The sequence below is a fragment of the Neisseria montereyensis genome, from assembly GCF_024834045.1.
In the GTDB taxonomy this organism is placed as follows: domain Bacteria; phylum Pseudomonadota; class Gammaproteobacteria; order Burkholderiales; family Neisseriaceae; genus Neisseria; species Neisseria montereyensis.
The window spans coordinates 1-12,180 of the sequence record NZ_JANUXW010000002.1; the positions used below are offsets into that span (position 1 = coordinate 1).

At 42.4% G+C, this 12,180-nt stretch carries 10 protein-coding genes and 1 pseudogene; 8 read left to right on the forward strand and 3 right to left on the reverse strand.

Annotated features, from left to right (window positions below; all coding sequences use genetic code 11):
- Window positions 1–132: 132 nt before the first annotated feature.
- The gene (locus NXS09_RS02310) at window positions 133–423 is read left to right on the forward strand and encodes a ComEA family DNA-binding protein (RefSeq protein ID WP_259290957.1); all 291 of its coding nucleotides are present in this window, start codon (window positions 133–135) and stop codon (window positions 421–423) included.
- 304 nt (window positions 424–727) lie between these two features.
- Here NXS09_RS02310 and ileS read toward each other — a convergent pair whose 3' ends face one another.
- Window positions 728–3,514 (reverse strand): isoleucine--tRNA ligase, encoded by a 2,787-nt coding sequence (ileS, locus tag NXS09_RS02315; protein ID WP_259290958.1) that lies wholly within the window; start codon window positions 3,512–3,514, stop codon window positions 728–730.
- A 239-nt stretch (window positions 3,515–3,753) separates the two neighbouring features.
- Between ileS and NXS09_RS02320 the strand changes: the two genes are divergently transcribed.
- The 3 genes from NXS09_RS02320 to nfsA all read left to right on the forward strand — a co-directional run bounded on the left by NXS09_RS02320 (window position 3,754) and on the right by nfsA (window position 7,207).
- Window positions 3,754–4,140 carry an MliC family protein gene (locus NXS09_RS02320; protein WP_259290959.1) on the forward strand — a complete coding sequence of 129 codons (387 nt, stop codon included), beginning with the start codon at window positions 3,754–3,756 and terminating at the stop codon, window positions 4,138–4,140.
- 114 nt (window positions 4,141–4,254) lie between these two features.
- Window positions 4,255–6,297 (forward strand): ATP-dependent DNA helicase RecG, encoded by a 2,043-nt coding sequence (gene recG / locus NXS09_RS02325; RefSeq protein ID WP_259291304.1) that lies wholly within the window; start codon window positions 4,255–4,257, stop codon window positions 6,295–6,297.
- Window positions 6,298–6,475: 178 nt separating this feature from the next.
- On the forward strand, window positions 6,476–7,207 hold the full coding sequence (gene nfsA, locus NXS09_RS02330; RefSeq protein WP_259290960.1) for an oxygen-insensitive NADPH nitroreductase: 732 nt from the start codon (window positions 6,476–6,478) through the stop codon (window positions 7,205–7,207).
- A gap of 102 nt (window positions 7,208–7,309) precedes the next feature.
- On the opposite strand, the gene NXS09_RS02335 is transcribed toward nfsA, so the two are convergent.
- Together NXS09_RS02335 and NXS09_RS02340 are read right to left on the reverse strand one after the other, a co-directional pair.
- Window positions 7,310–7,756, reverse strand: a complete 447-nt coding sequence (locus tag NXS09_RS02335; RefSeq protein ID WP_259290961.1) for a hypothetical protein — start codon at window positions 7,754–7,756, stop codon at window positions 7,310–7,312.
- On the reverse strand, window positions 7,749–8,138 hold the full coding sequence (locus NXS09_RS02340; RefSeq protein ID WP_259290962.1) for a YbjO family protein: 390 nt from the start codon (window positions 8,136–8,138) through the stop codon (window positions 7,749–7,751). Before NXS09_RS02340 ends, NXS09_RS02335 begins: the two co-directional genes overlap by 8 nt.
- 704 nt (window positions 8,139–8,842) lie before the next feature.
- On the opposite strand from NXS09_RS02340, the pseudogene NXS09_RS02345 reads away from it, so the two are divergent.
- The 4 genes and pseudogenes from NXS09_RS02345 to NXS09_RS02360 all read left to right on the forward strand — a co-directional run bounded on the left by NXS09_RS02345 (window position 8,843) and on the right by NXS09_RS02360 (window position 12,082).
- A pseudogene (locus NXS09_RS02345) lies at window positions 8,843–9,254 on the forward strand (YqaA family protein).
- Between the two features lie 98 nt (window positions 9,255–9,352).
- Window positions 9,353–10,375 (forward strand): ferrochelatase, encoded by a 1,023-nt coding sequence (gene hemH, locus NXS09_RS02350; RefSeq protein ID WP_259290964.1) that lies wholly within the window; start codon window positions 9,353–9,355, stop codon window positions 10,373–10,375.
- A gap of 249 nt (window positions 10,376–10,624) precedes the next feature.
- Entirely contained in the window at window positions 10,625–10,981 is a 357-nt protein-coding gene (erpA, locus tag NXS09_RS02355) for an iron-sulfur cluster insertion protein ErpA (protein WP_259290965.1), read from the forward strand.
- Window positions 10,982–11,419: 438 nt separating this feature from the next.
- The gene (locus NXS09_RS02360) at window positions 11,420–12,082 is read left to right on the forward strand and encodes a hypothetical protein (RefSeq protein WP_259290966.1); all 663 of its coding nucleotides are present in this window, start codon (window positions 11,420–11,422) and stop codon (window positions 12,080–12,082) included.
- The last annotated feature ends 98 nt before the right edge of the window (window positions 12,083–12,180 follow it).

The window sequence follows — 12,180 nt, forward strand, 5'->3', positions numbered from 1 at the left end:
TTATTGTGACGTCATAACAACAGATATGGTAAAGGTAGTGACAATAATTGTTTATGCCGATGTACTGCTTTATGATGGGGTTGTTATTTGAGAAGAAGATAGCATTTAATACATTATGGAAAAGGAGTAGAGATGAAGCGTTATTTGTTGGGGATGTTAGCGGCGGCGTCAATGGCGATGGCGGGAGCGGCGGTGAATATCAATACGGCGGGTGCCGAGGAGTTGGCGGAATTGCCGGGGATTGGTCCGTCGAAGGCGGCGGCGATTGTGGCGTACCGTGATGAGAACGGTGCGTTTAAGACGGTATCGGAGTTGAAGAATGTGAAGGGGATAGGTGACGGTATTTTAGCGAAGGTGCGGGAGGAGGCGGTGACTTCTGACAAACCTAGCAAACGTAAGGCCAAACCCGCTTTGAAGAAATAAACCGTCATCGCGGTAGTGGTAGAAAAACAATACAACAAAGCCCCGTCAAGATGATGGGGCTTTGCTTTGGCTTGAGGCGGGTGGAAATCAAATAGATTACCATATCGGCCAAACCGGGGACAGACTGAGCGGGAAGATAAACAGCCGGGCTTGTATATGAGACCGGCTTGTTTAGGTTTGGGAAATTAAGGGGATATTATGCCTTTCCAACTTGCTTGATTATCAGCTTAATACATAGAGCCGTCTGAAAATATAAATTGAATATTTTCTGTTTACTCTTAGTTTAACGTATTAAATTAATATATCAAGCATATAGGCGCTCTTCGCCTTTTCCGCCAATATTATCAGCGCAACGTTTACAGATATGAGGGTATTCAGAAACTGAACCTACATCATCGGTATAGTGCCAGCAGCGTTCGCATTTTTCACCATCGCTGACTTTAGCGGTAACATTTAATTCGCTACCTTTGGTTAGGGTAGCTTTGGATACTAGCAGTACAAAACGCAATTCATCACCTAGTGTTTCCAGATAATGAGCCAGTTCTTCAGGGGCGGTAATTTCTACTTCGGCCTGTAATGAAGAACCGACGGTTTTATTGCTGCGTAATGGTTCGATAGCGGCAGTAGTGGCTTCGCGTACTTCGCGTACGGCCTGCCATTTTTTTACCAGCTCGGCTTCGCTTTTTTCATTGATGGGTGGGAATTCATGCCATGTATGGAATAAAACGCTGTCTTCTTCACCACCGCCGATAATATTCCATGCTTCTTCCGCAGTAAAACAAAGAATGGGTGAAATCAGCAAAACCAGACTACGGGTGATGTGATACAGCGCGGTTTGGGCGCTGCGGCGGGCATGGCTGTCGGCTTTGGTTGTGTAGAGGCGATCTTTTAAGATATCCAGATAGAATGCGCCCAAGTCCTCCGAGCAGAAGCTTACAATATCTTTAACCGCATAATGGAAAGCATAGCGTGGGTAGTGATCTCCTGCTAAGCGCTCTTGCAGACGGCGGGCCAGAATCAGAGCATAACGGTCGATTTCCACCATTTGATCTTGTGGTACGGCATGTTCGATGGGGCTGAAATCACTAAGATTGGCAAATAGAAAGCTGAGGGTGTTACGGATACGGCGATAGCTTTCTGTCACCCGTTTGAGAATTTCTTTAGAAATTGCCAATTCGCCACTGTAGTCCGTTGAAGCTGTCCATAGGCGTAGAACATCGGCACCAAACTCATTGTACACTTCTTGAGGCGCGACTACGTTACCGATAGATTTCGACATTTTCCTACCGTTTTGATCCACTACAAAACCATGAGTCAATAGTTGTTTGTAGGGCGCACGACCTATAGAGGCGCAACCTGTCAGCATAGAAGATTGGAACCAGCCGCGGTGTTGATCGCTGCCTTCTAAGTATAAATCAGCCGGCCAGGCTAACTCTTTGCGCTGCTTCAGTACTGAAAAGTGAGTGCTACCTGAATCGAACCACACATCCATTGTATCTTTTAGTTTTTCATAGTCCGCGGCTTCTTCGCCCAACATTTCTTCGGCAGAAAGTGAAAACCAAGCTTCAATCCCTTTTTCTTCAATGCGTTTAGCGACTTCTTCGAGTAGTTCGGCAGATCGGGGGTGCAGCTCGCCGGTTTCTTTGTGCACAAAGAAAGTCATCGGTGTGCCCCAATACCGTTGACGGGAAACTACCCAGTCGGGTCGGCCTTCGATCATGGCTTCCAGTCGTGCGCGGCCCCAAGATGGGAAGAATTCAGTATCGTCTACGGCAGTCAGCGCTTTATTACGCAAAGTTTTACCATCTGTGCCGGCTTTATCCATACCGATAAACCATTGGCCGGTGGCACGGTAAATCAACGGGGTTTTATGCCGCCAGCAGTGGGCATAACTGTGTTCGATTTTTGCGTTGGCCAATAGGCGGTTTTCTTCAGTAAGCCACTCGATAATTACGGGGTTCGCTTCCCAAACCGTCATGCCGGCTACACGCGGTACATCGCTGCGGTAGCGGCCTTCGCTGTTAACCGGGTTGTCGAGTTTGATGTTGTATCTGAGGCAGACGAAATAGTCTTCCAAACCATGTGATGGTGCGGTATGTACCAAACCGGTACCGGCGTCGGTGGTAACGTGTTCACCGTTTAACATGGGAATATCGCGCTCTAAGAACGGATGGCTCATGTGTAGGTTTTCAAGTTTATCGCCGGTAGTTTCTGCTAAGACTTTGGTTTCACCTGCTTCAATACCATAGCGTTTTAGTGCTTCTTCTGCCAAGTCTTTGGCTAAGACTAAAATGCCTTTAGGTGTGTCAATCAATTGATATACCACTTCGGCACCAGCGCTGACCGCTTGGCTGGCGGGTAATGTCCATGGCGTGGTTGTCCAGATCACTGTAAATGCCTCGCCGTTAATGCTTTCCAAGCCAAAAGCTTGGGCGAGTGCTTTGGTATCTTTAAATGGATAGGCAACATCAATAGCCGGGGAAATTTTGTCTTTATATTCAACTTCTGCTTCCGCCAATGAAGAGCCGCAGTCTAAACAAAACTGAACAGGTTTTTCACCACGGTAGAGATAGCCGGCTTTATAAATTTCACCCAGCGTTCTTACGGTATCGGCTTCGGTTTTGAAGTCCATAGTCAGATAGGGATTGTTCCAATCGCCTAATACACCTAAACGGATAAAGTCTTTTTTCTGACGGGCAATTTGCTCGGCAGCATATTCGCGGCACAATTCACGGAATTTTGCATCGGGCATGTTTTTGCCGTGCAATTTTTCAACCATTACTTCAATTGGTAAGCCATGGCAGTCCCAACCGGGCACATACGGCGCATCGAATCCTGCCAGTGTTTTACTGCGGATAATAATGTCTTTAAGAATTTTATTGACGGCATGGCCGATATGGATATCGCCATTGGCATAGGGTGGGCCGTCGTGCAGAATAAATTTCGGGCGGCCTTGTGCTTTTTGGCGTAGTTTTTGGTAGCGTTGCTGATCCTGCCAATCTTTTACCCAATTCGGTTCGCGCTTAGCCAAATTGCCGCGCATGGGAAAAGGTGATTCGTGAAGATTGACGGTTTTGCTGTAATCGGTCATGGTTTTCTCGTGATGGAAACGTTGATTTATTAAAGTTTTTAGACTGTCTGCTTAACAGATACAGTAAATTTTCTCATTTTATAAGGGATTGGGCCGTCTGAAAAGCACAACAGAGCGGGAAAACACAAGTAAATTCAGGTTAAGCGGAACGGTTGGTGCCCGAACAGGCAGTAGTATTGCATTCAGCCGTATATGAACCGGCTGTTATATTTTAGTTTTAATTCATTAAGGAAATATTGATGAAAACTTTAAAAATGCTTTTACCTTTGACTGCTGCTCTGGCTTTGGCCGCATGTGTGTCTGGCGAAACTCGCCAAGGTTTTGAAAGCAATGATAGTGCACAGGCAGGTTATAACCGTACACCACGTCCTACCCAAATGTTTACTTGCCGTAATGCATTTACTGTAACCGTTAAAGATGCAGGAACAGACAGAGTGGCTGTTGAATACGGTTTGAATGATAGAAAATACAATGCCGTATTGGATATTGCCGTATCCGGTTCAGGCGAGCGTTATGTATCTGCCGACAAAAAAACATCATGGCATCAAAAAGCCGGTGACGGTATCTTGTCCTTTACCGATCCTTATGGCAATGTAACTGAAACGACTTGCCGTCTTGCCTCATAAAGCCAATACCGTTTCTTAAGAATGTCAGGCCGTCTGAAAAGTTTTCAGACGGCTTTTTTAATTAAGGTATTGAGAAAATCGTTTAAAATAGCCGTCTGAAACCGTTTCTTGAATATTATGACCCCCGAACATCAAAAGCTGCTAAAAGTTACAGAAGCGACTGCCAAGAAATTAGACAAGCTTCGTCTTCAAACACCGTGGGATGTGGTGCTGCACCTGCCGCTGCGTTATGAAGACGAAACCCATATTATGCCGATAAAAGATGCGCCCTTCGGCGTGCCGTGTCAGGTTGAGGGTGAGGTCATTCATCAGGAAGTTCGGTTCAAACCGCGCAAACAGCTTATCGTTCAGATACGCGATGAGGGCGGCAGTGTTTTGTTTTTACGTTTTATCCACTTTTACCCCAGCCATCAAAAACAAATGGCGGTGGGTAAACGTATACGGGCAGTGGGTGAAATCAAACACGGCTTCTATGGCAGCGAAATGATTCACCCGAAAATCCGTGATGCCGAAAACAGTGGTTTGGCGGAAAGCTTAACGCCGGTTTATCCCAGTGTGAACGGATTAAACCAGCCCACTTTACGGCGGATTGTTCAGACGGCCTTAGAAGCCGTATCGTTACATGACACCTTACCGGATGAATTATTAGGCCGTCTGAAATTGCCGCACTTGGCCGAAAGCCTGCGGTTGTTACATGCACCGCCGCCCGAATACGGTATTTATCAGCTTTCAGACGGCACTTTGCCGGCATGGCAGCGTTTGAAGTTTGATGAATTATTGGCACAACAACTTTCCATGAGGCTGGCACGGCAGAAGCGTATCAGTGGCCAGGCTAAGCCGTTGGTGGGGACGGGAGCATGGTCGGATAAATTACTGGCGGCGTTACCGTTCGGGCTCACGCAGGCGCAGCAACGCGTATTGTCTGAAATTCGGACGGATATGGCGCAAACCCACCCTATGCACCGTTTATTACAGGGTGATGTCGGTAGTGGTAAAACCATTGTGGCCGCATTAGCAGCGCTGACTGCGGTGGAAGCCGGTTTTCAAGTGGCAGTGATGGCACCGACTGAAATTCTGGCCGAACAACATTATTTTAAGTTTAAACAATGGTTCGAGCCCTTGGGTTTGGCGGTGGCAAGGCTTTCCGGTAGCCAACGTAAAAAGGCCAAAGAACAAAATAAAACGGCTATTTCAGACGGCCTGGCACCGATTGCCGTCGGTACGCATGCTTTGTTTCAAGATGATGTTCAGTTTCAGCGTTTGGGATTGGTGATTGTGGATGAACAGCACCGTTTCGGGGTGGCGCAAAGGTTGGCATTGAAAAACAAAGGCAGCGATGTTCACCAGCTGATGATGTCGGCAACACCGATTCCACGCACATTGGCCATGAGTTTTTTTGCCGATTTGGATGTTTCGGTGATTGACGAGCTGCCGCCCAATCGGACACCGGTGAAAACCCGTTTGGTGAATAGTGCACGCCGTGCCGAAGTAGAAGGTTTTGTATTGAATACCTGCCGCAAAGGGCAGCAGGTGTATTGGGTTTGCCCGCTAATCGAAGAAAGTGAAGTATTACAGCTTCAGACGGCTGTTGATACGCAGGCAGAGCTTCAGACGGCCTTGCCTGAATTAACCGTCGGATTGGTGCATGGGCGGATGAAAGCGGCTGAAAAAGCAGCGGTTATGGATGAGTTTTCCTCAGGCCATCTGAATGTTTTGGTGGCTACTACGGTGATTGAAGTCGGTGTGGATGTGCCCAATGCGAGCTTGATGGTGATCGAACATGCCGAACGTATGGGCTTGGCTCAGTTGCACCAGTTGCGCGGCAGGGTGGGGCGTGGTGCGGCGGTTAGTACTTGCGTATTGCTGTTTTCGGAACCGTTAAGCGATTTAGCTAAGGCGCGTTTAAAAGTTATTTATGAGCATACCGACGGTTTTGAAATCGCACGCCAAGATTTGAATATCCGCGGGCCGGGCGAGTTTCTTGGTGCCCGCCAAAGCGGTGTGCCGATGTTACGTTTCGCTAATCTTGAAGAAGATTTGCATTTGCTCGAATATGCCCGTGAAATCGCCCCCCGTTTAATTGCTGAACGGCCGGATATTGTCGAAGCACATTTGGCACGATGGTTGGCCAGTAGGGAAAATTATTTGGGTGTATAACGAAGTTTCGGCCAAAGTATCGTTTTGGTTTATAGCTGTGCTTAGGTTGTATCGGAACTACTTCGGGTAGTATAGTAGCAAGTGATGTAAATTTCCGGCCGTCTTCGATCAATATGATTGCCATTAACTTGGTTAGTTGATGTACCGGATTGTGAATAATGACAACAGGAGAATACTCATGTCCGTTTTACCAAGCAAACCCGCGTTGGAAACAGCGTTAAACCACCGCTCCATCCGTAAATTCACTGAAGAGCCGATTACAGCTGAAATGCTGGAGGCCATTTTGAAAGCCGGTCAGGCCGCTTCGACTTCAAGCTTTATGCAGCCTGTGCATATTATCCGTGTAACCGATACTGAAAAACGTAAACAATTGCGTGCGGTAGGTGCCAATCAACATTATATTGAAACCAGTGCCGAGCTTTTGGTGTTCTGTATTGATTTTGCCAAACACAAAAAAATTGCAGAAGATGCGCAAGTAGATTGGACGGAATTGACGTTAATGGGCGCGATTGATGCCGGCATTATGGCGCAAAATGTATTGCTGACCGCAGAATCTTTGGGTTTGGGTGGCGTGTATATCGGCGCTTTGCGTGATGATATTAATTCTTTTGACCGTGTTCTAGATTTGCCGGAGCATGTTGTGCCGCTATTCGGTATGTGTTTGGGCCATCCTGCTCAAGATCCTATTATGCGCCCGCGTTGGCCGCTGACATGTGTGATTTCTGAAAATGGTTATAAACCGTTAGATGAAAAAGTATATGAAGAATATGATGAACTTATTAGCGATTACTACAAACGCCGTAGTAATTTGGATTTAAATTACACCAAGCAGGTGCGTGCCACTCTTTGTCATGAAGTCCGCCCGGATATTCTGCCGTTTTTACAACGCAAAGGCTTTGCGAAACGATAATTTACGTTTGAATATTCATTGCTGATATTTTGTAATAAGAAAGGCCGTCTGAAAAGTTTTCAGACGGCTTGCTTTCGTGAGGGTAGGATAAAATCGACTGTGTTATAAGCGCTGTATTCTTTGTTTGAGTGCAGTAATTTTATCGTTTAATTCGGTTACTTTGTAATGCCTTATTGTTAATAGGCCGGAGATAATTAGGAAAGCCGTTAAAATACTGCCTCCTGTTTTATAGTCTCCAAAATCTTTTAAAGACATAACACTACCGTTTCCTGCAATGACTAAGATTCCGGGTGCTGCCATAATGGTAAATAAAACACCGCAAACTATCAGACAGGCAGCCAAAAGTGTGAGTGCGGTATTTAAGCGCCAGTTTTTAAAGCGGCGTAATGCCAAGCCTATAAACAAACATACTAAACCTACTGCCGCAAAAAACACTGCTGCCGACCATTTATCCACTGTAGTTTGTGTCGAGATAAATGAAGTTAGTCCCAACATATAAAAACAAAGCACGACAACTAGGCAAAATATTATACTGATAAAGTTACGCATTACTTACACCACTAGAGGTTTGAAAATAACAATGTGTTTGTGAATGGAATAGAAAATATACGATACAGATGAATAATACAATACCATAAAGTATCATCGGGCGGTCAGGTGAAATAATGAACTCTGCCAAAATACCGATCGAACTGCATAATACATATAACCAACGCCCCCAGTTTTTCGCTTTAAGCATAGCAAATCCTGCTACTGTATTGATAGCAGAATCTGAACACAAGGTAATATGTACCCCCATGGGAACAGGTATTTGTTTCACCATTTCTTGTATCGCCTGATTATGTGGGTTTAGCAGTATGATGGTGGCTGAAGCCACGGATGTCATAATCAAAAACCAAGCAAGCACCGTAACAAAAGTCGGCCGTTTCATAAGTTATCTTAAAAAAACATAATTTAACAAACATTATTATGCCAAATAAATTATGAGTGCGCTATTTTTACAGTGATTTATACAATATAAATAATGCAAAGGTTTTTTTCAAAACCCTATATTCTTATGGAATATAGGGGTCGGCTAGAGTATTGAATATAGCAAATAAATTATTTTTTATATGGTAATCAAATGACTAAAATAAAAAATAATGAGTACATAGGCGACACCTTAATACATATTTATTTTGAATAAAATTGAACCAAGTTTACAACAAATTTACTTAAATTGACTTTTAGGTCTTTTCTTAAAGAACAGGATTGCTATTTCTTACTCAAATTATCTATTTGGCAATAGAGAAAATGATGTATTGATGCCATTGTTTGCTTAGTTTGATATATTCCCAACGCTATTTTTCGACGCATACATTGGATGTGCGCGATTTTCATTCATATATGAAAAAATAATATGAATGTATTGAAAAGCTTCGAAAGGGCGATATAGAAATACAAAACAAATTTTAACAAAATATCTACGTTATTTCACAAAATGCTATTTTTAGTCAACCCGAAATATATGAATGGTAATAGTGACAGTTTGGCGGTATTGCGGTATTGATTAAATCAATTAATAAGAAGAAATACATTGGGTGTTTATGTGTATACAATAACACTTATTTTTTGACACCGCTTATTTAATATACAATGGCATCATTCAGCCTTTATACAGCACTTGCAGCTTCGGCGTTTACATCGGCAACTATTTTGCCCGGTACATCAGAGGTTTCTTTGGCTTTGTTTGTTCAAAACCATCCTGAGGAAATGTCGAATGCATTATTTATTGTGGGTTTTTTTTAATAGCTTGGGCAGTATTTTTTCTTATTGGATGGGTAGGCTTTTACCGGCTCCTCAAAAAATATCTGAAAAGACTTCCGGCATGCTTAATCATTATGGCATTTGGGCTTTATTATTGGCATGGGTTCCGATTATTGGAGACGGATTGCCGATTACTGCAGGATGGCTTAAATTGAATGCCGGTAAATGTATGGTGATGTTATCCATAGGAAAAATGTTGCGTTATACGGCTTTATTGCTGGGAATGGAGATATTTGTTTAAATTAATGCAATTGATTGAAAAACATAATATTTATTCGTATTTTGTATCGGATAAATACTTTAGAATATTGACTAAAAAATAATAGGATACCGACTTTTATGTCTCGTTTTCTTCCTGAACCCGCATTGCCTTATACCCGTCAAAATAAAACAGCTGTCTTATTGCTTAATTTGGGTACGCCTGAAGCGCCGACGGCTGAAGCTGTTAAGCCTTATTTGCGCGAGTTCCTATCGGATACGCGAGTCGTAGAGCTGCCAAAGTTATTGTGGCAGCCGATATTACATGGTTTGGTTTTAACACTTAGACCTAAAAAAAGTGCTCGTGCGTATCAGAAAATTTGGTTGGATAAAGGTTCGCCTTTGGCGGTATATACAGAAAGGCAGGCGGAGCTGCTTGCGGATAAGCTTCCCAATAATATAATTGTGCGCCATGCCATGACGTACGGGCAGCCATCGGTGGCAAACGTGCTGGCAGAATTAAAAAGCGAGGGAGTTGCGCAAGTTTTGGTTATACCCCTTTATCCTCAGTATGCTGCGTCAAGTAGCGGAGCCGCTTTGGATAAAGTATTCGAACAGATTTTAAAACAACGTAATCAGATGAGCGTCCGCACGATAGCCCGCTTTTATGATGATGCACGTTATATCAGTGCCATGAAGAATCACATTGAAGCATTTTGGTCGCAAAACGGTAGAGGGCAAAAATTGATGTTAAGTTTTCATGGAATCCCTCAAAAAAATCATGATGAGGGAGATCCTTATCCCAATGAATGCTATCGCACTGCAGAGCTATTGGCTACAGAACTTTCTTTAACTGAAAACGACTATATTGTTTCTTTCCAAAGCCAGTTTGGTAAGGCTAAATGGATTAAGCCCAGTACACAGGCGTTGTTTGATGAATTGCCAAAGCAAGGCGTGACCGAACTGGATGTATTTTGCCCGGGCTTTGTTAGTGATTGCTTGGAGACCATGGAAGAATTGGCTATTGAAGGAAGAGAGCAGTTTTATGAAGCAGGAGGAAAGCAATTTCAATATATTCCTTGCTTAAATGCTAATCCAGATTGGATTGATGCATTAGCCGGATTGGCGAAGCGCCACTTGGAAGGGTGGTGTACGGCGATTTAAATTTCATAGAATTTGAATATTGTGCATCCCATTCTTTGATTTATTAGGTTAGAAAGTATCATAGTATCGGATAAAAAGGTGTTTATATCTGTATAATATTATTGTCAGAATATCTTAAATAAAACATCTATTTTTGATAAGCTATTGAAATTCGGTATAAAAGCCCTAAAATAATAGAAAAATGGTTTGTTTGGGCGTAAACTAGATAGAAAATATTTTTCAATATACTAAGTAAAAAGGAATCACATCATGTCAGAAGAAGCAACTGTTGTTGAAGAAACCCCTATTGTTTTTACAGAAAGCTGCTGCGCTAAAGTGGCGGATCTGATTGCAGAAGAAAATAACCCGGATTTGAAACTACGCGTCTTTGTTAATGGCGGCGGGTGCTCGGGCTTCCAATATGGGTTTACTTTTGATGAAATTAAAAATGACGATGACTTTGAAATTGAAAAAAATGGTTTAACCTTTTTGGTTGACCCAATGAGTTATCAGTATTTGGTTGGTGCGGAAATTGATTATACGGAAAGCCTGCATGGTTCTCAGTTTGTCATTCGTAACCCTAATGCAACAACCACATGTGGTTGCGGTTCTTCTTTTTCAGTATGATGATCATTTAAAAAATGTATCAATGTCTTTAGCATGTGCGAAAACCGGTTATTGTTTGAACTTATTAAAATAAATTGGTAAGTGGAGCAATAACCGGATTTAGTTTACAAAATATCACTATTTACATTGTCTTGAATATAACTATATTTATAATTTCTAAAGTAGATAATTTTTTACAATTATTCACATTTAATTTATAATCATAAAATCTTTTTAAAATATTCCATTGTTATATAAGTGTCATTTTTTTTGTAAGGCATCAGACTGTTGAGTAAATTATCGTAAATATATGCCGTTTATATGCATGGGCTGACAAGGGTCAGAGAATAAAATATTCTATCATCCTAACGTAATGTGGCTGTTTAGAAAGCAGCATAACATTTGGAATATAATTGATACTTAAAAATAATCTAATACTGGCTATTGTACGGAATAATCATGAAAGAAAAATATTACGATGTTTATGTATCCTATCCGCCCAGTGTTGATAAGGAACGTATTAATGCCTGCCTCCGTGACAATCTGCCGGAAAATCAAGCGGATGATTTAATTCAGGCATTAGCAGAAAGACCACAAGCAATTATTGCGGAAAATTGTTCTAAAGAAGAGCGGGAAAATGCACAACATTACTTCAGTTATTTGGGGTTGGATGTCATTATCAGGCATTCTTTGGAGTTAATTCCTGAAGAAAATCAGGAAGAAAATGCAAAGAAAATTGTTGAGCAGTGCCCGGTTTGTCGTACCATCATTGATGAACCGGAGGTCACTGAGGAATGTCCTACCTGTCATTTACATTTTGCAACAGCTACTGATGCGGTAATTGAGCGCAAACGGATTGAGTGGGAAGAAAAAGTTGCTTTTGAGCGCAAAAAACAACAAGAAATAGCATTAAGGCTGCAATTGGAAAAACAAGAAGAAGAAAAGCGGTTGCGTAAACAAATCCGTTCCGAGTTGGAGCAAAAATTAATACAAGAAAGAGGGGGCTTTAATTGGCGTTTTTGGTTTAAAGGAACCAGGGCATTTATTTCAATTGGCATTATTTTGTTGATAGTGTTTATTTTAATTGCTATCGGCTATTTTTTAGCTTCTTTTATGAATTAAAAATATTTTGTGATTAATTGAAAATAAGTGAATTATTAAAAGTTAAGAAAAGGCTGTCTTTAATCATTAAAAAGCCGTCTGAATGTTTCAGACGGCTT

What these genes read in the sequence shown, in the direction of transcription:
- NXS09_RS02310 (WP_259290957.1), top strand. Translation starts at nt 133, where the DNA reads ATGAAGCGTTATTTGTTGGGGATGTTAGCGGCGGCGTCAATGGCGATG.
- ileS (WP_259290958.1), bottom strand. Translation starts at nt 3,514, where the DNA reads ATGACCGATTACAGCAAAACCGTCAATCTTCACGAATCACCTTTTCCC.
- NXS09_RS02320 (WP_259290959.1), top strand. Translation starts at nt 3,754, where the DNA reads ATGAAAACTTTAAAAATGCTTTTACCTTTGACTGCTGCTCTGGCTTTG.
- nfsA (WP_259290960.1), top strand. Translation starts at nt 6,476, where the DNA reads ATGTCCGTTTTACCAAGCAAACCCGCGTTGGAAACAGCGTTAAACCAC.
- NXS09_RS02335 (WP_259290961.1), bottom strand. Translation starts at nt 7,756, where the DNA reads ATGCGTAACTTTATCAGTATAATATTTTGCCTAGTTGTCGTGCTTTGT.
- NXS09_RS02340 (WP_259290962.1), bottom strand. Translation starts at nt 8,138, where the DNA reads ATGAAACGGCCGACTTTTGTTACGGTGCTTGCTTGGTTTTTGATTATG.
- hemH (WP_259290964.1), top strand. Translation starts at nt 9,353, where the DNA reads ATGTCTCGTTTTCTTCCTGAACCCGCATTGCCTTATACCCGTCAAAAT.
- erpA (WP_259290965.1), top strand. Translation starts at nt 10,625, where the DNA reads ATGTCAGAAGAAGCAACTGTTGTTGAAGAAACCCCTATTGTTTTTACA.
- NXS09_RS02360 (WP_259290966.1), top strand. Translation starts at nt 11,420, where the DNA reads ATGAAAGAAAAATATTACGATGTTTATGTATCCTATCCGCCCAGTGTT.